Source organism: Acetomicrobium sp. (genome assembly GCF_059026225.1).
In genome coordinates this window covers 1-24,933 of the sequence record NZ_JBWQOQ010000008.1, presented here as the reverse complement: position 1 = coordinate 24,933, position 24,933 = coordinate 1, and the positions used below count along the sequence as shown (strand labels likewise).

Below are 24,933 nucleotides of genomic sequence, written 5' to 3'. Positions count from 1 at the left end.
GTTGCTCGAAGTTGTTAAATATATTTTTTCAGCAAAACTAATAGCCGTTGTAAGAGCTAAAAGTGCAGATGAAGGGTTAAAATTGTGTAACTCTATACGCGACGGGGGAATAAAGATCATTGAAGTCACCATGACTGTGCCCAAAGCAATACATACCATAGAAATCCTCCAAGAGAACATGGCGGATCAAGATGTTTTAATAGGAGCTGGGACTGTCTGCGATTCGGAAACTGCTGTAGCTTGTATTAAGGCTGGTGCTAAATTTGTTGTCTCGCCATGCTTGGCACCAAACGTCATTGAAGCCTGTCACAGATATAACGTTCTTGCTATGCCGGGCATAGGCACAGCAACAGAGGCCTTTATGGCTACGCAACTTGGTGCGCAATTGCTGAAGGTCTTTCCTGGTGAAGTTCTAGGCCCACACTTTATAAAAGCCCTAAAAGGACCTTTCCCACATTTCAAAATGATACCAACTGGTGGAGTTACCTTAGAGAATATGGACGAATGGTTCAGGGCAGGAGCAGTGGCGGTGGGCATAGGTAGCTTTCTTACCAAACCTGCTACAGAAAAAGGCGACTTTGAAGCCGTTACAAAGAGAGCAAAAGAATTGGTCGCAAAAGCTGCGAGTTTAGAGCGCTAATGTAAGGAGAGATAAAGATGACAAAGAACATAATTACCTTCGGTGAGATAATGCTTCGTCTATCGCCTCCCGATCACGAAGTGTTATTGCAAAGTCCAGTTTTAGAAGCCACTTTTGGGGGAGCAGAAGCAAATGTGGCCGTTTCCTTGGCTAATTACGGGGAAAGCGTTAGCTTTGTCACGGCACTGCCAAACAATCCAATTGGGCAAGCTGCGGTCATGACTTTGCGTTCCTTTGGAGTAGATACATCGCATATCATATTTAAAGGAGATAGGATAGGAATATATTACTCACAAAGGGGCTCATGTTTTAGGCCCTCTCAAGTGATTTACGACCGTGCTCATTCTACCTTTTCCGAAATCAAACGCGAAGATCTCAACTGGGATGTCATTTTCAAAGATGCCGATTGGTTTCATGTAACAGGCATCACTCCGGCCATTTCGGAAGGAGCTGCCCTAGCAGCCATGGATGCCGTCAAAAAAGCAAAAGAAATGGGCATAACCGTGTCATGTGATCTGAACTACAGGAAAAAACTGTGGAAGTGGGGCAAGAAAGCTCCTGAGGTAATGAGGGAATTGGCCAAATATCTTGACGTAATGATAGCTAACGAAGAAGATTGCCAACTAGCCTTAGGCATAGATGCTCATATTGACGTAACTAAAGGCGCACTTGATCCTGAAAGCTACAAAGGCATCATAAACACAGTATTTGAACTATATCCACAACTTAGCTACATCGCCACGACGTTGCGCGAAAGTATAAGCGCAGATCACAACAATTGGTCTGCAATTTTAGCCACTAAAGACACTTTCCTGGTAAGCCGTAAGTACCAGATAACAGACATAGTCGACAGGGTAGGCGGAGGAGATTCCTTTGGCGCGGGCTTAATTTACGGTTTAAGACACTTCCAGGAGCCCAAAGATGCCTTGGAGTTTGCAGTAGCAGCATCTGCCTTGAAACATACAATCCCCGGGGACTTTAATAGGGTCTCCAAAGAGGAAGTTTTTAGTGTGATGGGCGGAGATGTAAGCGGAAGGGTCCAGAGATAACATAAAGCGGGAGATGACATTTCTCCCGCTTTATGTTATCATCTTACATTTGTATTTTTTATATTGTTGATCGAGTTATCTTTTAAAAAAACACATTTATGAAAAAATATCATGGATGTCAATTTACCTATAATGTAACTCCGCCCTTCCAAATGGCTATTTGCTTAAAACCGTTTTCTTCGCTTTTTGTCTTTTCTTTGTTGGCTATGCTTATTATCTTTTGAAAGAATTCATCTAGTAGATCCTTGATCGTGACGCCTTCAAGAAGAGCACCAGCATTAAAATCTATCCATCGCTCTTTTTTGTGATATAGATCGCTATTGGTTGAAACTTTTACTGTAGGCACAAAGGTACCATAAGGGGTGCCCCGACCGGTAGAGAAAAGGACCATATGACATCCCGCGGCACCAAGTGCTGTTGAGGAAACAAGATCATTTCCCGGACCTTCAAGCAGGCTCAACCCTTTCTTTTTGACCCGATCTCCGTATAATAGCACATCCACAACCGGCGCCCTGCCGCCTTTTTGCACACAACCTAGAGACTTTTCCTCTAGGGTAGTTATGCCTCCTGCTTTATTGCCAGGCGATGGATTTTCGTAAACCGGCTGTTCATGGGAAAGAAAATATTCTTTAAAGTCGTTGATCAAATTAACAATCTTTTGAAATATCTCCTCGTTTTCCGCCCTTTCCATCAAAAGCCTCTCAGCCCCAAACATCTCGGGCACTTCCGTCAGGACAGAACTTCCACCGGCGCACACTAAAAAATCTGAGAACGCCCCAAGTAGCGGGTTAGCTGTTATGCCAGAAAAAGCATCAGAACCGCCACATTTCAATCCAACGACCAAAGAAGAAAGCGGGACATCTTCTCTCTTATCCGTAGATGCATTTTCAACGAGCTCGCATATCATCTTGGCACCCACTTCCACCTCATCATCCACTTCTTGTGCCACAAGAAAACGAACTCGCTCTCTATCAACATCTCCGAGGTGTTTGACGAAAGACTCAAGAGTATTATTTTCACACCCCAATCCCAAGACTAAAACACCAGCAGCATTAGGGTGTTTTACTATACCAGCAAGTATTTTTTGAGTTCGTTCCAAATCACCGCCAAGCTGAGAACAACCAAAAGGATGGGCCATTACATTGCCTTCCTCAAGTAAATCAACTAATCGACTTCCCTCGAGAAGCCTTTTAGCTTTCTCTAATATAAGTTTGCCAATCTCATTAATACAGCCTACAGTCGGTACTATCCATATTTCATTTCTTATACCTATAGAACCGTTTGTGCGCTTAAATCCCTTAAAGGAAGGAATCGTGAAAGAATCGCTACAAGACAAGTAGTTTTTGGGTTCATATGAATATTCCTCGACATCACCTAAGTTGGTACTAAGATTATGGGTATGAACATGTTCTCCACCTTGGATATTTTTAATGGCACTACCGATCGGGAAGCCATACTTTATTACTTTTTCTCCCGATTTTATATCGCTAAGAGCTACTTTGTGACCAAGGGGAATTTCATCCCTTATTAATATAGCAGCTTGGCCCTCGGTAGTAACTCTACTACCTCTATGCAGCTCTTTTAGCGCAACGCCAACATTATCCTTAGAAGTGATTCGCAATAAATAAGACATGGTTATTTGACCTCCAGAACTTTTACTATACAGGTGTCCTGCTCAACGCTTCTGAAACTTTTGCCACAATTTCTTGAACCTTTCTTCCGGCCTCAAGCATCTTTTCCTCAGTAAACCTATAAGCCGGAGCAGAAACGCTTATCGCCCCAATTGGTTTCCCATTTTGCAATATGGGGGCACCCACGCAACATATCCCCTCTTCATTCTCCTGTATATCCTTTGCAAAACCCTCTTGTCTAATTTTTGATAACTCAGCCATTAGCTTTTCTTTATCCACAATGGTGTTGGGCGTTTTGCGCGTTAACGCTACCTTATTTAAATAAGCATCAATCTCTTCCTGGCTCAAAGCAGACGAAATTGCCTTGCCTGCCGCAGTGCTGTAGAGTGTCAAGTGTGCCCCAATGCGAGAACGCATCCTGACCGGGTGCGGTGTATCCAGCTTCTCTATGTAATAGGCATTTTCACCATCGAAGAAAATAAGGTGCACTGTTTCCCTAGTAAAATCCCAAAGTTCAACCATGTGAGGTTTTGCTACCTCTAATAATACGTTTTGTACTTTGTAGGCGCTTGCCCAAAAAAGCACAGCAGGGCCAATAGCATATTGTCCATTGCAGCGCATGACCAACGAATGCTCCTCTAGCGTATTCAGTATTCGAAAAACTGTCGTCTTCGGCAAAGAAGTTCTTTCGACTATTTCCGACAAACCAGAGGGTTGCTCCATCTCTGCAAGACTATTCATTACATCTACTGCTCGTTCCAAAACTCGTATCTTGGCTACACCAGACATCTTAATTCCTCCACATGGGATACTGTTTCGTACAATAATACCTCAAAATAAAATTATTTTCAACACTAATCAAAAATAAAGAGTGCTAGTAACTATGTCTCGCTAGACTCTGAGAAAAAATCAGCAACTTAAATACTATTATCGCGCCAGCCTTAGAGTAGTAACTGGCGCGACCAATGAACAAACCTATATGCTTTGATTGCAAGGGCAACACAACGTTACACGCAGCTTGCAGAGCCTTTTATAGCTAAAGCTATTCTATCTACAACCAAACCTATTCCAAACCCTATAATAGCAGCCATCAACCATCCAAACCCGTTTGCAACTAATGGTATTAGGGAGATAATGTCTTCCCACAATGTGAACGTTACACCTATTGCAGAAAAGCCGTCATAGAGGCTCACCAGTAAAGTTCCCGCGAGGGCAGCCATATAGGCGTAACGACAAGAATCGTTAAATACTGGAGAAAGCAAGTTCATGAACATTAAAACTATAACGATAGGATATACAACGACTAAGACAGGCACAGCGAACCTTATTATGCCATCGACACCAATCCCGGCAAAAAGGGCGCTAAATAGTGTAGATATTGTCACCACTTGAAGGTAGGTAACCCTGTTCTTGGACAATTTGCTGAAAAATTCTCCAGTCGCTGCTGTTAAACCAACAGCTGTCGTCAAACAAGCTAATGCAACCACTATACCTAGAGCAATTAAACCAACATCACCAGCAATGTCTGCCACTATGTTGACGAGCAGCATCGTCCTGGGAATGTCTTGTGACATAAAAGATACTGTGGCTCCTAAATACATCAAGCCGCCGTAAACAACTAACAGGCCTGCTGCAGCTATAAATCCCGACATCATAGTTATCTTGATAGTGGACGACTTGCCATATCCCTTTGCCTTAATGCTTTGCACTATGACACCAGCGAATATCACAGCAGCAAGGGCATCCATCGTTTGATAACCTTCAACGAAGCATGAGGCGAAAGCGCTATTAGTGGCTTTAGGAGGCATCGGCGCGCCTATAGGGTTTACAATACCAGCAATAATGATGGCAATTAAAAGGACGAGCAAGCCAGGGGTTAGCAGTTTCCCTATAACATCTATCACGGAGGACTGTTTCATGGAAAAATAAAAAGTTAGGACAAAAAAGCCAATAATCGGTATATAGGGATTCATGTTTGGGAAAAAAGGTTTTACAGCAACTTCAAAAGTTGTTGCGCCAGTGCGCGGTATAGCAAGAAGAGGTCCAATGCACAAAACAACTAAACTCCCCAACAATATGCTGAAAAGTTTACCTCCCTTGCCAGCAAAATTATCGAAGGAACCCTCGTACCGAGACATCACTATGACCCCTAAAAGGGGCAGGCCAATACCAGTTATTCCAAATCCCAACATAGCAGCGATCCACTTTGAGCCGTATAAAGACCCTAAGTAAGGAGGAAAGATAAGATTGCCTGCTCCGAAAAACATCGCAAATAAGGCAAATCCAGTTACGATCATATCTTTGATTTTAATTCCTTCCATTGAACTGGTAACCCCCTTCACAAGAATGTTGGCCACAAACTCATAATTTAATGCACGAATTGCACACACTTGCATGCGGTGTTCAATATATCAAATCCTTGTTTTAAGTGCAAGTAAATTTCGAATTTAAATTTTTTACAGATATCGGACAAAGGTTAGTTGAATAATGAGACGCAAAATACTTTTGCTCGTGCTTTTATTACTTCTATAACTTGTAGGCAGAAGTGCTTAAATATTTATCTCCTCTGTCAGGCGCCACAGTAACTACGATCGAATTTTCTTGCAAACTTTTTAATAACTCTCCGGCTGCCCATAAATTAGCACCACTTGAAATCCCCAAAAACAAACCTTTCTCCCGCGCCATATATCTCGTCATTTCAATGGCGTCTTCGTCAGATACTTTCACAACCTGATCTACCAAAGAAAGATCTAAGTTTTTGGGAATAAAACCCGCCCCAATGCCCTGGATCGCATGAGGCCCGATAGGCCCCCTACTCAAAACTGAAGATTTGGCAGGTTCAACGGCAACGATCTGTATATTAGGAAAAACTTTCTTTAGGACTTTTCCTACTCCCGTTAAAGTACCTCCCGTACCTACGCCAGCAACGAAAGCCGCTATCTCTAGACCTTTAATATCGAGAAGTATTTCCGGAGCAGTGGTCGCCATGTGAGCCCACGGATTACCTGGGTTAGAAAACTGATCTAACATAACAGCACCTGGCATTTCTTTTACAATTTGTTCAGCCCTTTTTATAGCTCCGATCATGCCATCTGCCGCAGGGGTAAGCTCAAGTTTAGCTCCATAGGCTGCTAAAATTGCCCTTCTCTCAAGGGACATTGACTCTGGCATAACAAGGATAACCTGCATATTAAGCGCTGCACCAAACATTGCTAAAGCAATACCTGTGTTACCTGAGGTTGGCTCAACTATAGTAGTGTTTTCTTTCAATCTTCCGGTTTGCTCAAAATATTTGAGCATTCCCCAAACTGCCCTATCCTTTATAGATCCCCCTACATTGTTGCCCTCGAGTTTTGCAAATATAATTCCATTTTCATGGGGCAACCTTAATCCAGGCGTACGACCAATAAATTTATTTAATATAACTTCGTCAACGGACATCTTTAAGCAACCTCCCGTTTACTTTGTATATTAACTTGTTCTCCCAAGCTACGAATTTCCTCCTTCAAGACTTGCAAATTTTTTTCTAGCTCATTTAAGCTCACTGAAAGGATATTTGCCGTGTGAGAATCGGGGCTATAATGCCTCACAATATCCCTTACTTTTATGCCGTTATGCTTAACTACAACGGCCGGAATGCCAACAACGGTACTGTTTGAAGGGACATCTTTTAATACAACACTTCCGGCACCAACCTTTGCATTTTCGCCTATCACTATATTACCTAATATTTTAGACCCGGCGCCAATGAACGCCCCTTTTTCAACCGTAGGATGACGTTTTCCCTTCTCTTTTCCCGTACCTCCCAGAGTAACGCCATGATACATGGTGACATTATCTTTCACTATTGCAGTTTCCCCTATTACTACACCCATCCCATGGTCTATAAATACCCCTCTCCCGATCTGCGCGCCCGGATGAATCTCTATTCCGGTCCACCATCGAACAATTTGCCCCAAAAACCTAGGCAAAAAGGGTATCCGGAGTCTTGTGTGTAAAAAATGTATAAATCTATGCGCCAGGATGGCTTGAAATCCCGGAGTGCAAAAAATTATTTCAAGTAATCCTATCAATCCCTCAGGTATAGCCGGGTCCTTTTCTCTTACAGCTTTAATATCTGATTTTGTGGTCTGCCATATTTTACTCATTTCAATACCTCCCTTTTCCACTTGCCATGCTCATCTCTGCCTAAATAAATTTAAGAGGGCTTTCGCCGTGGCGCGAAAGCCCTCTTAAACAAACTTTCTTTTTATCTATTAATCTAATTCCATTTATTTTCTATTTTCTCAATCGAAATTTATTTCTGGCTTCGGCCACAGGCAATATATTGCCGCGGCCAAAAAGCCGCGGTAGATCACAAATCGATCCACCGACAACAACAAGCGTCAAAAAATAAATTTTTGCTTTTCATTGTACTTTCCTCTCCCACAAATTCTGGCTCTTAATTTACCCTAGAACCCAACCTTGCGTCAAGTGCAAATAGGCTCTATTTCAAACAGTGTGGGGAAAAATCCGGTGGTAAGAACCAACCAAACCCATTAAGAAAGTAGGTTCTTACCACCATCATATTTTTATGTCAAAATTCCTATACTAAAGATTTCAGAGCCGCATTTTTACTCACAATCAATTTAGGGTGCTAAATTAATCTTAGAATCGTTGCATTAATATATCTTGTAATAAATCCCAATCATCCCAAACATGTTCGTACAAACGCCTATACAGCGTATAAAAAGCTCTGGCTCTTTTAGTCTTTTCCATATCGGGTTGATATTGCCTTTCCAACCTCACAGTTTTTTTGACAGCTTCCTCGATATTCTCATATAGGCCTACAACTACCCCTGCAACAAGAGCTGTACCTTTTGCACCAAACTCCGAACCTTCAGGCACCTCTAAAGGAAGGCCTGTCATGTCCGATAAAAGCTGACACCAGAAAGCGCTTTGAGCTCCACCACCGGATATTCGCACACGATTGATCTTTATGGGGATATATTGATAACAATCCATCATTGCAAATCCTACGCCTTCATAAACAGCCCTGACTAAATTGTCCCTATTATGAGTAGCGGTAATGCCAAAAAACTGAGCTCTTGCAGTAGGCTTAACAAAAGGAGCCCTTTCTCCACTCGCGCTTAAATAGGGGTGGTAAATAATTCCTCCAGCCCCTATATCCAATCCTTTCACGTGTTCTTCTACCACATCGTAAAATGACATATTTCTCTTTGCCGCCTCTTCCTCATAAGTCCTGCCCACTTGTGCCAAAATCCAGTCGAGGTTAGGCGTTCCCATCATTACTCCCATGGCCCTAACCCATAGCCCGGCGAATCCGTGACACATTGTAAATCCAACATTCAATGGCTCTATATAAGGACCGTCCATGACGACCTCATTAAAACAAGTAGTACCAATTATGGAGCAGGCATCACCAGGGTGTATAGCGCCAACGCCCGTTGCAGTGGCTATGACGTCAAAGGGCCCACCTACTACCGGAATGCCGGATGGCAATCCCAGTAAGGATGCAGCTTCATCGGTTAAAGGAGCGTAATTTTCAAGGGGAGTTTTGACGGGAGGCAATAAATATCTATACTTCACAGTTCCATACATCTTTAACAGCTCTTCGGAATACTGACGTTTTGCGATATCAAAATGTGGCACGCAGCCATCTGTCTCATCGGTAGTGATTTCTCCTGTTAATTTATACTTTAACCAATCCTTACAGTACAAAGCCCAGCGGGATTTTGCTAGAGTTTCAGGCTCATTTTCGTCGAGCCATTTTATGATGGCAGCCTGTACGCCCGGGAAAAGGGCGGATCCCAAAATTTTATACGCATTTTCACTAATGCCCTCGGCTTGCCATCTGGCTATGAGATCACCTGCCCTTCCATCGGACCACAAAATTGCAGGACGGACCGGCTCACCTTCTTCATCTATGAGCCAACATCCGTCACCTTGTCCGGTTACCCCTATGGCACATATATCTTTGGCAGGCACACCACTTTTTGCGACAGCCTCATTGACTGTTATAACAACGGCTTCCCATACCTCCAGCATATCTTGTTCATCCCAATTTGGCCTTGGGTTCAGTACGGTTGTCTTTTGTCTACCCACGGCCAACTCATTTCCCTCGTCATCAAAAACTACGCTTTTGACCATAGATGTACCCGCATCTATCCCTATCAAATACTTTTCCACTACAATCCCTCCTCTCTGACAACAAGCTGCCCCTTCTTTATAGGGCAAGACCTCTAAATGACATTAAAGATTTTAGTTAGGTAGCATGCCCATACTTAGGCAAATGCCTCTTTATTAACACAATTGTTAAGTTCTCCAGTGTTGAAGTAGGCAAAAAGAGCTTCTGCAACTGTCTCCACACCTCTGATCGCGCTTCTTTTAGATGCACCGGCTATATGTGGTGTCAGAAGGACGTTATCCAGTTTCGTCAAAGGATGATCGGCAGGCAACGGCTCCGGATCAAAGACATCAAGCGCCGCCCCTTTTATTCTTCCTTTTAATAGAACTTCGTAAAGGGCATCATAATCCACCACTCCACCCCTTGCCGTGTTGATGAAATAAGAAGATGGCTTCATCAAGTTAAATCTACTTTCATCCATCATCTTCTCCGTCTCCGGAGAAAGCCTGACATGCAAGCTTACCACATCTGCCGTCTTCAAAAGGTCATCAAGGCTTGCACTTTTATAACCAGCGTCTTCAATGATCGAGGAGTCCACGTAAGGATCGTGGACTAAAACTTCACAACCAAATAAAGAAAACAATCTTGCAACATTCCGTCCCATCTTGCCATAACCTACAATGCCCACGGTAAGGTCCGAAAGTTCGGGACCAACTTTGTCATAAAGATAAAGGTCTCCTCTCCAAACGCCTCGTTTCAACTCATAGTGCCCTAAAGCCATATTTTTCATCAGGGCAAGCGCTGCACCAACTGTGAATTCGACCACGGCCGATTCGTTCCTTCCGGGGCTATTGAAAACTGGAATTTTCATGGATGAGCAAGCTTTTATATTCACGTTAACGGGGCCGCCTCGCGTACAGGCGACCACTTTTAATTTCGGAGCAGCCTTTAATAAAGCTTCTGTAACAGGTGCTGTATCAACTATGAGGACATCCACATCCTTTATGAGTGGCATGAGATCCTCGGAATTGCCGGAACACTCTTTAACTTCATCGCTATCGTAAAACGGTTCGTTCGGCCAGGGCACTTCGTGTTCAATAAAATCAGCATCAGGAAAATATCTTTTTAAAACATCAACGAAAATAAAACTTCTGACGAAACCATCGCCAACAACTAAAAATCTCATCTCTCGTCACTCATTTCTGTCCATAGGTCTTAAATTTTTCAAGCATGAGTTCCATTTCTTCATCGGGAAGTAGCACCGGATCTCCTACGCACTTTGTGCGATAGTAAATTTCAGAGACCATTTCTATTATCTCCGCAGTCCCAAAGGCAGAAGGCAAATCCGGTCCAACCGCAATAAGCCCATGGTTGGCTAAAAGAACGGCGTTATATACTTTGCCCATCGTATTATATGCTGCGTCAGCTATTTCCTGCGTACCAAAGGTGGCATAAGGCGCACAGGGAACTTTCTTTCCTGCATAGGCGATCAAATAATGAGCAGGAGGTATTTCCCAGCGCAAGGTGGCAATTGTAGTAGCGAACATTGAATGCGTATGAACTACGGCGCCAACGTCCTCTCTCTTTTGATAAAAGATTAAATGCATTCTCCATTCGCTGGATGGCTTTCTAAAACCATCTACGATCTCTCCTTCTAAATCCATTATCACTACATCTTCGGGTTCGGTTTCAAAATAATCCATACCGCTAGGAGAAATGGCCATTAAACTTTCTTTCTTGTTTATAACGCTGATGTTCCCGCCAGTACCTCTGGTAAGTCCTGCCGTTATGAGCTTCTTGCCATACTCTACAACCAACTCTCGTTCCTTTTCTAGAAGCAATTAACATCACTCCTTTTTGATCTACTTTTTCGATTCATTATAACTCAATAACATTATGTTAATTGTATCATCTTAAGAAGCGATCAAAACGAAGGGCGGTGAAGCCAATAATGTTAAAAATTGTCGTCCGTCCAAACTGAGGATCATGGAGCTGTACGTATACAAATAAATTTACTGGACCTTCTAGTTAAAAATCGTTATAATTTTACATGGCCTGAAGTGATATCCAACTTAAAACGGGGGTGATTTGGTTGGAGAGAAAAGGCGTAGTTACCATGCAAGGCAATCCTGTAACTTTGGTAGGTCCTGATTTAAAGGTAGGGGATAAAGCCCCGGACTTCACGGTTATAGACCAAAATATGAAAGAAGTAAGGAAGTCTGATTTTGCCAATAAAATCAAAGTAATATCCGTAACGCCCTCTTTAGATACTTCAGTTTGCGACATCCAGGCCCATAAATTTGAAGAAGAAGCTGTGTCTTTACCCGATGACGTAGTGGTACTCAACATCTCTATGGATCTTCCCTTTGCAATAAAAAGATTTTGCACCACTGGTAACATAAAAAAGGTTATTGCATTGTCTGACTACAGATATGCTTCTTTTGGAACAAATTGGGGCGTATTAATGAAGGAATTGAGGTTGCTTGCGAGGGCGGTATTCATAGTAGATAAAGACGATACTATTCGCTACGTCCAAATAGTTCCTGAAGCCACAAACCACCCCGACTACGAAGCTGCTTTAAACACCCTGAAGAGCTTAATAAAGTAAACGCTCTCCGCTAAGCGAGATACCAGAGCCCCCGGCATTGTAGCCGGGGGCTTATTGTCAACGAAAGCTGATTCTTACCAGCCAGCCAAAAAGGGAATCCAAAAATCTCGGGTTTATCACGAATTGTACTAGTAAGCCCATAGGAATGATAGAACGAAGTGCCACCCAGAGGTTCACGTCTTCCTCTTTCCTAGCTATGTATCCAAGGGCCGCTTCTCCACATAAAGCCCCCAATAAAAAGTAAAGCCATTTTTGCGCCTCTGCTTGCATCGAAAACTCGAGAATTCTGTAAGCTACCCATGCAGACCACGAAGATTGTATAAACACTTCGATGAAGAAAAGCAAACCCAGCAAAAATTTCTGATATCCCTTAGCCCACTTCACACTCTCTGGGATTTCGTCGTAAAAATTATGTTTTATCCAATTTATTCCTCGCGGGATGACGACGACGTATGCCTTCGGGAAGATAAGGGAATACATCATTAGCCCCGCTAAAAACTTAAGCATGGCTGGCACTTTCGAGTCCTCCTAACTTTAGTAGGCGTATACTTTCGCTTCTTCCTCGCCAACTAATACCCTTAAAGCTCCTTGTGCAAGGGCGAGCATCTCGTCCTCGCCGGGATATACAAATATAGGAGCAATAAAACTAATGCGTTTGGTGATTAAATCGACAAACTTATTGCTATAAGCAATGCTCCCGGTAATAACAATGGCGTCCACCTGACCTGAAAGTACAGCGGAATATTCTGCAATGGCCTTCGCAACTTGATATGCCATAGCACTATAGACTAACTCCGCCTTAGAGTCGCCAGCAGCGAATCTCCGCTCTACTTCCGGTACATCGTTTGTGCCAAGGTGGGCAACCAGGCCACCTTGTCCCGTCAACTTTCTTAGCATCTCTTCAAGGGTACACTGACCACTATAGCAATAATTAACTAGCTGGCCCGCCGGCAGAGTCCCAGCTCGCTCTGGCGAAAAGGGTCCTTCGCCATCCAAAGCGTTATTGACGTCTATTACCTTGCCATACAGGTGAGCCCCTACGGATATGCCTCCTCCAAGATGAGCCACCACTAATCTTGACTCTTCGTATTTTTTCCCCAGTTCCTTAGCTGCCCTTCTCGCGGTTGCCTTTTGATTCAGGGCATGAAATATGGATTTTCTATTGATTTCCGGAAAGCCGGAAAGCCTGGCCTCGTTACACAGCTCATCGACCACAACGGGGTCCACTATAAAGCAGGGCTTATCGCCAGCTCCTTTGGCCAACCTGTAGGCAAGCAATGCTCCTAAATTGCTCGCATGGACACCATATTTGCAGCTGCGCATTTCCTCTAACATTAACTCATTAACACAATATGTCCCCGCGGGAATGGGGTGCAAAAGACCCCCACGTCCCACAAAGGCATCTATCTCCTCAAGTTTAGTGCCGTGAGCTTGGAGCGCCCTTTTTATTTCTTCAAACCTAAAGCCTTCCTGATCAATAATGCTGCCAAAACGCTTCAACACATCTACATCATATCTTTGGGTCTCGCGCCAGCACTCCTTTTCTCCTTCAAAATAAGCAATTTTTGTGCTAGTTGAGCCCGGATTAATGGCCAATATCTTTGGTAATCCCATTATATTATGATCCTCCTGTTCGTCACTCCTATATCCGCCAGATACCAAATTGAAAAGACGGCTTTTTGGGCTTTTTGGCCTTGATATTTAACGTCAATTAGAAACCGATTTGTAGGCGGCTAAGGCGACGGCAGAAGCTATTGACAAAAGCTTGGTTTCTGCGCTATCGGCACGGCTCGTCAAAACAACAGGAACCTTGGCACCCAAGACCAAGCCAGCCGTTTTATTCTTCGTCAGATATACTATGGCCTTAGCAAAGATATTCCCGGCCTCTATATCAGGAACAAGCAGTACCTCGGCATGTCCTGCCACCTCTGAAACTACGCCCTTATGGCGAGCTGCCTCCTCGCTTAAGGCATTATCCAAGGCCAAGGGGCCATCTATGATGCATCCTTTTATTTGATTTCGCCTGTTCATCTGGACTAACGCGGCGGCCTCCAAGGTGCAGGGCATGTCAGGATTTACGACTTCTACGGCGGCTAAAACAGCGACTTTTGGAGTTTCGACGCCGAAGGACTTTGCTAACTCCACGGTGTTTTCGACTATCTTAACCTTGGCATTAAGGTCAGGGGCAATATTAAAGGCCGGATCGCAAATGAAAAGAATGCGATCTACGCCTTCTACCTCGTGAATGTAAACGTGCGATAAGAGAGACCCCGTCCTCAAGCCCTTTTCCTTGTTCAATACACCCCTCAGGAAGTTCGCGGTAGATATCATTCCCTTCATGAGTATATCGGCTTCTCCTGAAGATACTACTTCTACGGCAGCTAAGGCTACCTCTGCCTCGCTTCCTCGCACGTCCTTTAATTGAAAATTAGATAGGTCAACTCCGATTTCCTTGGCTATCTCCTTCATCTTATCCACGTTGCCTACCAAAATGCAGTCCGCGATGCCCTCCCTGCGGGCGTGCTCTACTGCCTCTAAAACATCGGCATCCTCGGCCAAAGCGACACTCACCCTTTTCGGACCTACCTCTTTTGCATACGACAAAAGCTCAGTAAGAGAACGTAACTGTTCCAACTTGACAAACCTCCCATTTTTATAGTTTTTGAGTCATTTCCGAAAGCATTTTTGTGCAACTTATTATCCCTTTCAAAAACACATATGTAGAAAAATGTGCAACGCAATCGCCCTTCTAACTACGTAATTTGCAAGTTACCTAGAAGCCACAGTTTATCTTGTGAATTAAATCGGGCAAACGCAACCTGAAGTACATTTTAAGATCCCTTCATCAATCTCGCGTCTTAAACCTCAAGAAAGACAAATTTCGCGTTGTTAAGTTTTCGCCAACACAGCACCTAACGCTATCGATAAAGCTTTGGTCCTGGCAGTATCCCCACGGCTCGTTAACACCACCGGAACTTTGGCCCCCAATACAACTCCCGCACCTGCTCCATTCGCCATGAAAAGTATAACCTTGCCCAGCAAATTCCCAGCCTCTATATCGGGAACAAGCAGTACCTCGGCATGTCCTGCCACCTCTGAAAATACGCCCTTATGGCGAGCTGCCTCCTCGCTTAAGGCATTATCCAAGGCCAAGGGGCCATCTATGATGCATCCTTTTATTTGATTTCGCCTGTTCATCTGGACTAACGCGGCGGCCTCCAAGGTGCAGGGCATGTCAGGATTTACGACTTCTACGGCGGCTAAAACAGCGACTCTCGGTCTTTCTACGCCCAAGGCATGGCAACAAGAGACGGCGTTGTTCACTATAGAAACCTTCTCCTGAAGCCCAGGATATGTATTGAGTCCCCCATCCGTCAAGCCAATAACCCTGCCCAACCTCGGTACTTCAAAGAGAAACAGGTGAGATAACAATCTGCCACTCCTTAGGCCCCATTCCTTGTTTAAAACTGCTTTAAGGAGCGTAGAGGTCTTTATAAACCCCTTCATTAACAAATCTCCCTCACCCGATGATACTGCTTGCACGGCTTTCATCGCCGCTTCTTCCTCGTTTGTTGCCGGAATGACCTCGAAGGAAGAAATGTCTACGCCTTTATCTCTAGCGACCTTTGAAATCTTGTCCGGATCGCCAACCAATGTTGCCTCAACGATGCCTTCTACGTTAGCTGTATGTACAGCTTCAAGTACATCTCCATCTTCAGCAGCAGCGACAACAACTCTCATGATGTTGCCTTTTTTGGCTCTTTCAAATAAAAATTCCAAATTTTTAAATGACAAGCTAAACTACCTCCCTTTTCTTATAATTTTTTACAACATCGGCATAGGAGGCAGCTTTTTCCTCGCCCTTTAAGACCCTCAAGGCGTTTTCTGCCAAGGACTTCATTTCGTTTTCTCCCGGGTACATAAGCACGGGCGCTATCCATTGTACTCTTTCTGTTACCGTAGCCGCAAAGTCCTCATCATAAACAACTCCACCGGTCAAGATGATTGCATCCACTTTTCCTTCAAGTGTCGCCGAATAAGATGCGATTTCTTTAGCCACTTGCAGGGCCATGGCACGATACACCAGTGCCGCTTTTTCATCACCCTTCTTAATGCGCTCTTTTACATCGCGCATGTCATTGGTTCCCAAATAACCAACGAACCCGGATTCCCCCGTCAATTTTCGACGAAGTTCTTTGATGTTGTATTTTCCACTGTAACACAACCTGACCAAATCGCCTGAAGGCACGGTTCCGGCACGCTCCGGGGAAAAAGGACCATTTTCGTTGGCATTGTTCAAATCGACCATTCTCCCGTCCTTGTGGGCGCAAATACTGAAACCTCCTCCAAGGTGAGCGACTATAAAACGGAGTTTGCGCCAATCACCGCCTAATTCCTTCGCTGCCTTGCGCACAACCGACTTGATATTTAGCGTATGGGCTAATGAATATTTGGGCAGTTCAGGTAAACCCGTGATCCTGGCGATATCATCGAGCTCATCGGTTGCTACGGAATCTGCTATAAAGGCGGGAATATTTCTCGGACCAGCTATGGCATTTGCCATGAGACCGCCAAGATTTGAAGCGTGCTCCCAAGGCTTGCACATTTTCAAATACTCTATCAAAACTTCCTCTACTTGATAAACTCCTCCCGGCATAGGAGGATCAACTATTCCTCCGCGCCCAATAATAGCATCGAGCATATCGTAAGAATATCCCATTTCCTTTACGACACCTTCGACAGCACCCAACCTGAAGTCCAATTGTTTTATCACATTATCAAACTTAGACAATTCCTCCAGAGAATGACGAATGGTCTTTGTCCACACTTCTGCGTCGTTTTTATACCATGCTATTTTAGTACTAGTAGAACCCGGATTTATGACTAGAATATTGAAGGTCAAACTCATTCCCCCTCTCGCTAAAAAGGACAAGGCAATCTCATAAATTAGATACCTTGCCCGAAATATTTGCAACACAACTTATTTATATATCAAGCATCCCTCCGAGACAACTGATTTTCAAATACTCCATCTCGATACAAAAGTTGTGATGATATAGGGATACTTTTGCTTCTTCCTTAGGCAAAATTTTCCGTTCACATAGACTACAGCCATTACTACGAATTCTCTTTCTGCTTAGGCGGGTTTTGATTGTTTCATTTATTATAATAAAGTTTGATAAAAAAGTCACCAGACACGCTCAAATACATTAAATACTATTGACATTATTCCATATAGTTGCGTATAATCACTACTGATAGCTTAACTATAATAAGTGGAGGAATGTCTTATGTGTCAGGGAAAACATCACTGCTCTTGCCATGACGTCCCAGACCTACGATTAGAAGGTTTTTTAGCTCCTTGCCTTTTGTTCTTGCTAAAAAAAGAACCGGCTCATGGTTATGAGTTGGTGGAAAGGATCAAAGAAGTCGAGTTGATTAAAGCCGTTCCTGATCCTGGAGTCATATACAGGCACCTGCGTCGATTGGAAGATATGGGAATGCTGGAATCTCGCTTAGAACCAGGATGTGGCGGACCGGCTCGCAAGGTTTATTCGATAACGCCGGAAGGAGAAGATTACTTAAAGGCCTGGGTGACAAGTTTGCGCGACATGCACGATGCTTTAGGCAAGTTTATCGAAGCATCGGAAGAATGTCTCAAGTAAAGATCTTACAGCCTTTGCTCAAAAGAAAGAACGACCATGACCTTAGCTATTAAAGTTTCAGGGTTAGTCAAACACTACGAAAGCCTGGTTGCCGTAAATAACATAAGCTTTGACGTCAAAGAAGGAGAGATTTTCGGTTTTTTGGGCCCAAACGGCGCAGGAAAGACCACCACCATACGCATGCTCACCGGCCTTTCCAGGCCCACTGCCGGAACGATCGAACTTTTGGGCCTTAACATTAACTCGGACGTCAAGGCCAAAAAGCTCATAGGCGTTGTGCCCGAAGCTTCAAACCTTTACGACGATCTCACCGCTTTAGAAAACCTTTTCTTCATGGGCAAACTTTATGGCGTACCCAAAAAAGAAAGATGTAAGCGAGCCGAGGCCCTTCTGGAGCTATTTCGGTTACAGGAAAAAAGAAATCAACTCTTTGGCACCCTTTCTCGCGGAATGAAGCGTGCGCTCACCATCGCCGCTGCCTTGATTCATAATCCCAAGATATTGTTTTTGGACGAACCTACCGTAGGATTGGACGTAATGGCCGCCCGAAGCTTGAGAAAGGTCATTCAAGAGCTAAGCTATCAAGGGATGACGATATTTTTAACGACGCATTACCTGGAAGAGGCGGATATGTTGTGTGATCGCATCGCAATCATCGTTAAAGGAGAAATTATCACCACCGGAAATCCAGAGGATCTAAAAGAAATGGCAACTAAGGAACAAGCCATGGAATTTACCGTATCAAATGACGCTTCAAAGCTCATCGAACCCCTAGCAGCGCTTACAGGATCAAGACCCATCCTTATAAATTCAAACACACTGCGGTGCATCGGCGCCACAAATGACCTCTTAGCTCACATTTGCAAAGTAGTGCAAGAGGCAGGAGTGAAAGTCATCCATATCAACACAGTCAGGCCCACCCTTGAGGACGCATTCGTGAGGATAACAGGACTTTCCCCGACAGTCATGTCTGCGGAAAAGGGAGGAAAGTAGAGATGCTGGATAATTTGAGAGGAATATGGTGCATCATTGCAAAAGACATGAAGACTTACTACCTTAAACCTCCCGCTGTGAGCTGGGGGATGGTATTTCCCGTCACCTGGACTTTGGCCTTTTACCTGAGAAATCCCGTAGATTTTAAGGGATTGATTCCCGGTCTCATAGCCATGACTGCTCTCTTCAGCACCACTGCGGCCGAAGCCGTGGTGATAAATTTTGAGCTTCGCCTTGGAACTTTAGAGAGACTTCTCCTCGCACCGATCAATATGGCGGCGATCTTGTTAGGGAAAATCTTGGGAGGAGCTATCTTTGGTTTCATCATGAGCACTATAGTTACCGTAACGTGCGCTTTATTTCTAAATTTTCACGTAAATTGGCCGTCGTTCTTTCTGATTCTCTTGCCCTCTTTACTTGCCTTTTCGACCATGGGTTCGCTGCTTTGTTTGCTCGTAAGAGAGGTCTTTGAGGCTCAAACACTGCTAAATCTTCCACGCTTCGTAATGGTTTTCGCCAGCGGCGTCGTATATCCCATTGAATTCATGCCCAGGTCTTTGCAGATTTTTGCGCACTTTCTGCCTCTCACATATGCTGTGAAAGGTTTTAAAAGCGTTTCAACCATCGGCACAACTTCTTTGCCGGCATTGCATGCTGCAATCTTATTGGGATTTTTTACGCTCTTTTTGTTTCCTGCTATCAAATTGTTGGGGAAAAAGTTCCAATAATTCCTAAAATCCCTGCCAATAAAAAGGAAGCTCTCGTTCTTGCTTCGCAAATTTGTGATGTTCGAAAAGCCCTTTTTTCGTTACAATAACACGTGATGATGGGAGATTATATATATCGCACGTAAAAGAGGGAAATTAAATTGAAGTTATGTCATCGCGATAAAAAACATTACATCCACCAAGAGGGACAGAGCGGTGCTTGAAGCCATCGTAAACTTTCTTGTAAACACCATCGGACACCTCGGCTATCCGGGAATAACGGCTTTGATGTTCCTGGAATCCTCTTTTTTCCCCTTTCCCAGCGAAGTGGTAATACCGCCAGCAGGGTATTTAGCCGCAGAGGGCAAGATGTCACTTCCTGCTGTAATTGGTTGTGGAATTATTGGAAGCCTGTTGGGGGCGATTTTTAACTATTACGTCGCCCTCAAGATAGGCAGACACTTTTTGCTAAAATATGGAAAATATTTCTTGGTGAGCGAAAAAAACCTTAGGAAGGCCGAAATATTTTTCGAAAAACACGGCGCGGTGAGCACCTTCGTTGGAAGGTTGCTGCCGGGCATCAGGCAGTACATTTCATTGCCCGCCGGCATAGCAAAAATGAGAATGGACCTTTTTTGCCTTTACACCTCCCTCGGAGCCGGCATATGGGTGATAATCCTTGCCTTGCTCGGGTTTTATATCGGAAACAACGCGGAACGACTCGACGATATGCTTCATTCAATTTCCATCGCACTGTTGCTGTTTTGTGGAGGAATAATAATAATATACGTTTTTAGATACAAGGCTAAAAACAAAAGGGGCGAGTGAGAAGCGCTAATTCACGTCTCAGATTACGACCACAGCAAACTTTATTTTACGGAATCTTTATCCTCGCTTTTGGCGATGCCTTCTCTCCTCCTTTGCCTTATTTGCTCTATTATCACAATAGCATCGAACTCTTCCTGCTTTGGGAACTCGACCCTTCTAAAGCAACTTATGACTATATAATCTGGGATGGCCAAGGCCTTGAGGGGCCTGTTTTTATGCCTGTTTAAGATTTCTTCCAAGGGCAAGCGAAAAAAGATGGCTACGTTAAATCTATCCGGCAAAATAAAGTCCGCTCTGGAAGTGGCAGTGAGATTCATCCTATCGATGTAAACCACGGGCTTAACGCTGTTTTTAAGCATTTCGATTGCCTTGCTTCGAATCTCCGGCTCCTTTGGCCTTAAAACCTCGTACATCTTCTCCTGTCCAGCTTCTCGTAGTTCGGGGTAGAGCTCAGAAAACATTTTCTTTCTGATTTCATCTTGAGAAATTATTTCGAAGTCATAAAACCTACGGGCCAAATAGGCCGCCAAAGTGCTCTTCCCACACCCCTGGGGACCTATCGGCAACAACGCTATGGGCTTTGGCGAGGCGATGAGAAAGGCTTTTGTCACAAGGGCAATCTCGAAAAATCGCCTGACCTTAATAATATTAGATTTTTCCATAAAATCACTCCATAACCCATTGCATATTCAAAAAATAAGCACTATAATCCTCGCAGAAAAAAGGATATATTGCTAGTAATTTGGCCCTTCCCTCGAACTCGAAAGAGAGGGAATTTTTTAATTGGCATGTATCTTATACCTCAAGGAGAGGTGACTGTGAAGGATGGATGACAAAGATTCAAGTCAAGAAGTACCCCTACCAATCAAGGTCATTGGCATCGTCTTTAATTTAAAAAAACCCACCAAAAGTGACGAGCCCGATGATCTCTATGAGGAATATGACTCCCAAAGTACCATTGATGCCTTAGCACGAGAAATTGAAAGTTTTGGATTCGAAACGGTCCTATTAGAACAAGATGAGGATTTATTCTCCAAATTAACTACAAATCCTCCTGATTTTGTATTCAATATCGCCGAAGGAAAGGATATTTACAGAGGCAGAGAAGCACAAATCCCAAGCCTGTTGGAATCACTCGGCATTCCCTACACAGGCTCGGACCCCGTTTCTCTTGCCATATCATTGGACAAATACCTTACAAATGTCGTCCTAAATTACGAAGGCGTTCCTGTCCCCAAGATGGCCCATTTTCGTAGCCGAGACGATCTCGTTAAGGCAAAGGAGTTATTCGTCTCGGAAAATTCAACTTACATAGTAAAACCACGTTGGGAAGGTTCTTCAAAAGGCGTGTTTCACGACTCCATCTCCAAAAGTGCAGAGGAGCTGGAAAGAAACGTCTTGAGAATATTTGAGCGGTACAAGCAACCGGCCATTGCGGAGGTCTTTTTGCCGGGAGCTGAAATAACCGCTGGAGTGCTTGGGAACGACGAGGAAACTCGCGTGATCGGTATGATGAGGATATCGGAACGTACACCTTCCCATAGTGGTACGTTTTTATACACCCTTGACCATAAACGGGAATGGGAGGAAAGAATTCTATACGAGGGACCTCAAGTTTTAGACGCAAAGGTACGAGAACAGGCGGCATCCACTGCACTTAAAGCATTTCGCGCCCTCGAACTACGAGATGTCGCAAGGATAGATATGCGCATGGATGAATCAGGGTGCCTTCGCGTCATAGACATCAATCCTTTACCCGGACTGTCACCATATTATAGCGACCTCCCGATTCTTTATTCTTTAAGCGGAGGAAATTACCACGATCTTATATTCGGCATTCTGCGATCTGCTTTTAAACGCTATGGAATACATTGGGTGGAGGGGTAAATCATGGCAAAGGTATTGGTAGTCACGGCTAAGGAAGAAACGGAAAGAAGTGACGTTCTGGATGTACTGCGATGCAGGAACTCAGTCGTTGACGCTCTGTCGTCCAATGGCTACAATATTGGCATTTTGGAAATCACCAAAGAAGACATCAACCATTTAAACAGGCTTGAAGCTAAGATATTGCGCCACAACCCTGACTGTATATTCAACCTTTTTGAGGGGTTCTCGGATGACAGCACTAAAGAAGTCTCCTTTGCGATCTTCTTGGAAAGCCTTAAGATCCCCTTCACTGGCAACGGCTCAATGGCCTTATATACTTCTTTAGACAAATTTTTAGCTAAAAAATTATTAGCAATGGAGGGCGTACCCGTACCGCAAGGCGTGTATCTCAAGCACACCGTGGGCAATGTCATTGATTTGCCTTGTCCAGCCTTCATTAAGCCTCGCTTCGAAGATGGTAGCGTTGGCATAGATGAAGCTTCACTGGTAACAAGTAAAGAAGAATTAAATAAAGTGTTGCCACACAAACTTTCGGCCTTTCCAGCAGGAATAATCGTCGAGGAGTTTTTGGAAGGACGAGAATTCAACGTAGGGTTGGTTGGAGTTCCACCCTATGAAGTCGTGGGAATCTCAATGATAGATTACAAAGATTACCCCGACGTAATGCCTTTTTTAGATTACAGGGCAAAATGGGATACGAACAGCCCAGGATACAAAATATCCCCCGAAAATCCCAAAATCATCTCCGACGTGGCAAAAGAGCGCCTCATTTGGATTGCCAAGCGTGCCGGCATTACTCTTTCTTGCAGGGGATATTTTCGAGTTGACCTGAGGGAAAAGGATGGAAGGCTCTACGTCATCGACGTAAACCCAAATCCTGATTTGAACGTTGACAGCGGTCTGGCAAACCAAAGCAGGAGGAGTGGCTTGTCCTATGAAGCCCTCGTGTCCTATTTGGTCGAGATCGCATTAAAGGAGAATCTATATGAACCAGCTAAACAGGCCATATACGAAGTACCTGAATATAGCGCGATCTAGCAAAGCCTTTAACGAGGCCGAACTTCAAGTACTGGAAGGATTACTGCGCCAGTGCTTGGAGGGTCCCAACGAAGAAGGATACATAATGCTCACGGAGAAAGAAGATGGGGAAGATGTCGCTTTTTTAATATACGGAAAAACGCCAATGACAGAATTCACCTATGATCTTTATTGGGTAGTCGTTTCTCCTTCGCATCAAGGCAAAGGCTTTGGCAGGCGCATCATAAGCCGCATGGAACAATGTCTTTTAAAGGAAAAGGATAAGATCAACATCAGGGTGGAGACTTCGGGCAGTGAACACTACGTGGGACAAAGGGCCTTTTATGAAGCTATGAACTTTAATTTATGTGGACGCATTCCATCGTTCTACAAGGAAGGCGATGATTTAGTAATTTTTTATAAATGCGTAACAAAAAATAATCTTTCGGGAGGCAGTAAAAGCAATGAAAGATTATAGGGAAATATCCCTATGGAAAAATGTAACGCCGGAAGAGTGGAACGATTGGCATTGGCAGCTTGCCAACCGCATTACCGACATTGAGACTTTGGGTGAAATCATTACCTTGACGTCTGAGGAGAAAAAGGCCTTAAACGACGACCTTTTGGAGCTGAGAATGGCGATCACTCCCTACTACGCTACTTTAATGGATCCAAAGGACGTCAATTGCCCTATTCGCATGCAGGCCGTTCCAACTTCCAAAGAAAGAAACACTGCGGAAGAGGATTTCTATGACCCTTTAGCTGAAGACAGATATGCGCCGGTCCCCGGGTTCGTGCACAGATACCCCGATAGGGGCATTCTGCTCGTGACAGACCAGTGTTCCATGTACTGCAGGTTTTGCACCAGAAGGCGATTTGCGGGCGAAGTGGACAGGCCAAAAAGTCGCGAGGAAATTCAGGCAGCCATAGATTACATCGAAAGGACACCTGTGCTTCGAGATATACTCGTCACAGGCGGAGACCCTCTTACCATGGAAGACGATAACCTCGAATGGCTTTTGGCCAGCCTGAGGCGGATACCTCACGTGGAGATCATAAGGATAGGAACGCGAGTCCCTGCTGTGATGCCTCAAAGGATCACGAGCTCTTTGACCTCGATGTTAAAACAATTTCATCCCCTGTGGATCAACGTCCACTTCAACCATCCTAAGGAAATTACGCCCTACTCGAATAGAGCTTTAAATATGTTGGCCGATGCAGGCATACCGCTTGGCAACCAATCCGTGCTGCTTCGTGGCATCAACGACTGCCCTTACATCTTCAAGGAGCTGTTTCAAAAGCTTTTGATGAACAGGGTGCGTCCTTACTACATATATCAATGCGACCTATCACGAGGCATATCTCATTTTCGCACCTCGGTAGGCAAGGGCATCGAGATCATAGAATTCCTGCGCGGGCATACAACCGGCATGGCTGTCCCTACCTTCGTGATAGACGCCCCCGGAGGCGGCGGCAAGATCCCGCTCATGCCAAACTACCTTCTGGCTCAGGGCGAGCGCAGGGTTGTGCTCAGGAACTTTGAAGGGACCATTACGGTATATACCGAGCCGGAGGACGCCAGCTCACATTGCCACGGCTGCGCTGATATATGCCTGAGACAATCTGCCTCTTCGGGCGGCGGCGTCTCCGAATTGCTTGAAGGAAGCAGGCTGCAGCTTGAGCCGCAAGTACTCAAGAGGGAGGAGCGAAGGCACCAGTGGATGAAGGAAAAGGAAGAACAATCCGTTCACGCCTCGGATCACAAATGCCCGCTTCTGTA

At 44.4% G+C, this 24,933-nt stretch carries 25 protein-coding genes; 11 read left to right on the top strand and 14 right to left on the bottom strand.

Annotated features, from left to right (window positions below):
- Position 1: 1 nt before the first annotated feature.
- Both AC5SXE_RS09895 and AC5SXE_RS09890 read left to right on the top strand, forming a co-directional pair.
- A complete protein-coding gene (locus tag AC5SXE_RS09895; protein ID WP_310847291.1) occupies positions 2 to 640 on the top strand; it encodes a bifunctional 4-hydroxy-2-oxoglutarate aldolase/2-dehydro-3-deoxy-phosphogluconate aldolase in 639 nt (212 codons plus the stop codon).
- A 17-nt stretch (positions 641 to 657) separates the two neighbouring features.
- Positions 658 to 1,689, top strand: coding sequence for a PfkB family carbohydrate kinase (locus AC5SXE_RS09890; RefSeq protein ID WP_493917320.1), 1,032 nt, complete (start codon positions 658 to 660; stop codon positions 1,687 to 1,689).
- A gap of 127 nt (positions 1,690 to 1,816) precedes the next feature.
- Here AC5SXE_RS09890 and AC5SXE_RS09885 read toward each other — a convergent pair whose 3' ends face one another.
- From AC5SXE_RS09885 to AC5SXE_RS09850, 8 genes are all read right to left on the bottom strand, one after another.
- On the bottom strand, positions 1,817 to 3,322 hold the full coding sequence (locus AC5SXE_RS09885) for a UxaA family hydrolase (protein WP_493917319.1): 1,506 nt from the start codon (positions 3,320 to 3,322) through the stop codon (positions 1,817 to 1,819).
- Between the two features lie 25 nt (positions 3,323 to 3,347).
- The gene (locus AC5SXE_RS09880; RefSeq protein WP_493917318.1) at positions 3,348 to 4,109 is read right to left on the bottom strand and encodes an IclR family transcriptional regulator; all 762 of its coding nucleotides are present in this window, start codon (positions 4,107 to 4,109) and stop codon (positions 3,348 to 3,350) included.
- A gap of 218 nt (positions 4,110 to 4,327) precedes the next feature.
- A complete protein-coding gene (brnQ, locus tag AC5SXE_RS09875) occupies positions 4,328 to 5,641 on the bottom strand; it encodes a branched-chain amino acid transport system II carrier protein (protein WP_493917317.1) in 1,314 nt (437 codons plus the stop codon).
- A 205-nt stretch (positions 5,642 to 5,846) separates the two neighbouring features.
- Positions 5,847 to 6,761 (bottom strand): cysteine synthase A, encoded by a 915-nt coding sequence (cysK, locus tag AC5SXE_RS09870; protein ID WP_303883808.1) that lies wholly within the window; start codon positions 6,759 to 6,761, stop codon positions 5,847 to 5,849.
- A 2-nt stretch (positions 6,762 to 6,763) separates the two neighbouring features.
- Positions 6,764 to 7,468 carry a serine O-acetyltransferase gene (gene cysE / locus AC5SXE_RS09865; protein ID WP_493917316.1) on the bottom strand — a complete coding sequence of 235 codons (705 nt, stop codon included), beginning with the start codon at positions 7,466 to 7,468 and terminating at the stop codon, positions 6,764 to 6,766.
- A gap of 499 nt (positions 7,469 to 7,967) precedes the next feature.
- The gene (locus AC5SXE_RS09860; RefSeq protein ID WP_303881682.1) at positions 7,968 to 9,509 is read right to left on the bottom strand and encodes an FGGY-family carbohydrate kinase; all 1,542 of its coding nucleotides are present in this window, start codon (positions 9,507 to 9,509) and stop codon (positions 7,968 to 7,970) included.
- Positions 9,510 to 9,604: 95 nt separating this feature from the next.
- Positions 9,605 to 10,633: a 2-hydroxyacid dehydrogenase gene (locus AC5SXE_RS09855; RefSeq protein WP_493917315.1), complete on the bottom strand. Its 1,029-nt coding sequence runs from the start codon at positions 10,631 to 10,633 to the stop codon at positions 9,605 to 9,607.
- A 10-nt stretch (positions 10,634 to 10,643) separates the two neighbouring features.
- Complete coding sequence (locus AC5SXE_RS09850) at positions 10,644 to 11,288, bottom strand: L-fuculose-phosphate aldolase (protein ID WP_303881680.1); 645 nt, start codon at positions 11,286 to 11,288, stop codon at positions 10,644 to 10,646.
- 251 nt (positions 11,289 to 11,539) lie between these two features.
- Here AC5SXE_RS09850 and tpx point away from each other — a divergent pair, with 251 nt between their 5' ends.
- Positions 11,540 to 12,055, top strand: coding sequence for a thiol peroxidase (gene tpx / locus AC5SXE_RS09845; protein ID WP_310848032.1), 516 nt, complete (start codon positions 11,540 to 11,542; stop codon positions 12,053 to 12,055).
- 57 nt (positions 12,056 to 12,112) lie between these two features.
- Here the strand turns inward: tpx and AC5SXE_RS09840 are convergent, their stop codons facing one another.
- From AC5SXE_RS09840 to buk (AC5SXE_RS09820), 5 genes are all read right to left on the bottom strand, one after another.
- Positions 12,113 to 12,562 carry a hypothetical protein gene (locus tag AC5SXE_RS09840; RefSeq protein ID WP_310849279.1) on the bottom strand — a complete coding sequence of 150 codons (450 nt, stop codon included), beginning with the start codon at positions 12,560 to 12,562 and terminating at the stop codon, positions 12,113 to 12,115.
- Between the two features lie 27 nt (positions 12,563 to 12,589).
- A complete protein-coding gene (gene buk, locus AC5SXE_RS09835; RefSeq protein ID WP_493917314.1) occupies positions 12,590 to 13,669 on the bottom strand; it encodes a butyrate kinase in 1,080 nt (359 codons plus the stop codon).
- 93 nt (positions 13,670 to 13,762) lie between these two features.
- A complete protein-coding gene (locus AC5SXE_RS09830; protein ID WP_310848036.1) occupies positions 13,763 to 14,689 on the bottom strand; it encodes a phosphate butyryltransferase in 927 nt (308 codons plus the stop codon).
- A 255-nt stretch (positions 14,690 to 14,944) separates the two neighbouring features.
- Entirely contained in the window at positions 14,945 to 15,850 is a 906-nt protein-coding gene (locus tag AC5SXE_RS09825; protein ID WP_493917313.1) for a bifunctional enoyl-CoA hydratase/phosphate acetyltransferase, read from the bottom strand.
- Position 15,851: 1 nt separating this feature from the next.
- Entirely contained in the window at positions 15,852 to 16,964 is a 1,113-nt protein-coding gene (gene buk, locus AC5SXE_RS09820) for a butyrate kinase (RefSeq protein ID WP_310848040.1), read from the bottom strand.
- 382 nt (positions 16,965 to 17,346) lie between these two features.
- Between buk (AC5SXE_RS09820) and AC5SXE_RS09815 the strand changes: the two genes are divergently transcribed.
- From AC5SXE_RS09815 to AC5SXE_RS09800, 4 genes are all read left to right on the top strand, one after another.
- On the top strand, positions 17,347 to 17,721 hold the full coding sequence (locus tag AC5SXE_RS09815; RefSeq protein WP_310848042.1) for a PadR family transcriptional regulator: 375 nt from the start codon (positions 17,347 to 17,349) through the stop codon (positions 17,719 to 17,721).
- A gap of 36 nt (positions 17,722 to 17,757) precedes the next feature.
- The gene (locus tag AC5SXE_RS09810) at positions 17,758 to 18,714 is read left to right on the top strand and encodes an ABC transporter ATP-binding protein (RefSeq protein ID WP_310848044.1); all 957 of its coding nucleotides are present in this window, start codon (positions 17,758 to 17,760) and stop codon (positions 18,712 to 18,714) included.
- A gap of 2 nt (positions 18,715 to 18,716) precedes the next feature.
- A complete protein-coding gene (locus AC5SXE_RS09805; RefSeq protein WP_310848046.1) occupies positions 18,717 to 19,442 on the top strand; it encodes an ABC transporter permease in 726 nt (241 codons plus the stop codon).
- Between the two features lie 195 nt (positions 19,443 to 19,637).
- Positions 19,638 to 20,249 carry a DedA family protein gene (locus tag AC5SXE_RS09800; protein WP_493917312.1) on the top strand — a complete coding sequence of 204 codons (612 nt, stop codon included), beginning with the start codon at positions 19,638 to 19,640 and terminating at the stop codon, positions 20,247 to 20,249.
- 41 nt (positions 20,250 to 20,290) lie between these two features.
- Here AC5SXE_RS09800 and AC5SXE_RS09795 read toward each other — a convergent pair whose 3' ends face one another.
- Positions 20,291 to 20,911 carry an AAA family ATPase gene (locus AC5SXE_RS09795; RefSeq protein WP_493917311.1) on the bottom strand — a complete coding sequence of 207 codons (621 nt, stop codon included), beginning with the start codon at positions 20,909 to 20,911 and terminating at the stop codon, positions 20,291 to 20,293.
- A gap of 163 nt (positions 20,912 to 21,074) precedes the next feature.
- Here AC5SXE_RS09795 and AC5SXE_RS09790 point away from each other — a divergent pair, with 163 nt between their 5' ends.
- The 4 genes from AC5SXE_RS09790 to kamA form a co-directional block, all read left to right on the top strand.
- Complete coding sequence (locus tag AC5SXE_RS09790; protein WP_433912991.1) at positions 21,075 to 22,136, top strand: D-alanine--D-alanine ligase family protein; 1,062 nt, start codon at positions 21,075 to 21,077, stop codon at positions 22,134 to 22,136.
- 3 nt (positions 22,137 to 22,139) lie between these two features.
- The gene (locus AC5SXE_RS09785) at positions 22,140 to 23,174 is read left to right on the top strand and encodes a D-alanine--D-alanine ligase family protein (protein ID WP_493917310.1); all 1,035 of its coding nucleotides are present in this window, start codon (positions 22,140 to 22,142) and stop codon (positions 23,172 to 23,174) included.
- Positions 23,122 to 23,631 (top strand): GNAT family N-acetyltransferase, encoded by a 510-nt coding sequence (locus AC5SXE_RS09780; RefSeq protein WP_493917309.1) that lies wholly within the window; start codon positions 23,122 to 23,124, stop codon positions 23,629 to 23,631. The genes AC5SXE_RS09785 and AC5SXE_RS09780 overlap by 53 nt, the downstream gene beginning before the upstream one ends.
- A partial coding sequence (kamA, locus tag AC5SXE_RS09775; protein ID WP_493917308.1) for a lysine 2,3-aminomutase occupies positions 23,618 to 24,933 on the top strand: 1,316 nt, incomplete at its 3' end. The genes AC5SXE_RS09780 and kamA, both read left to right, overlap by 14 nt.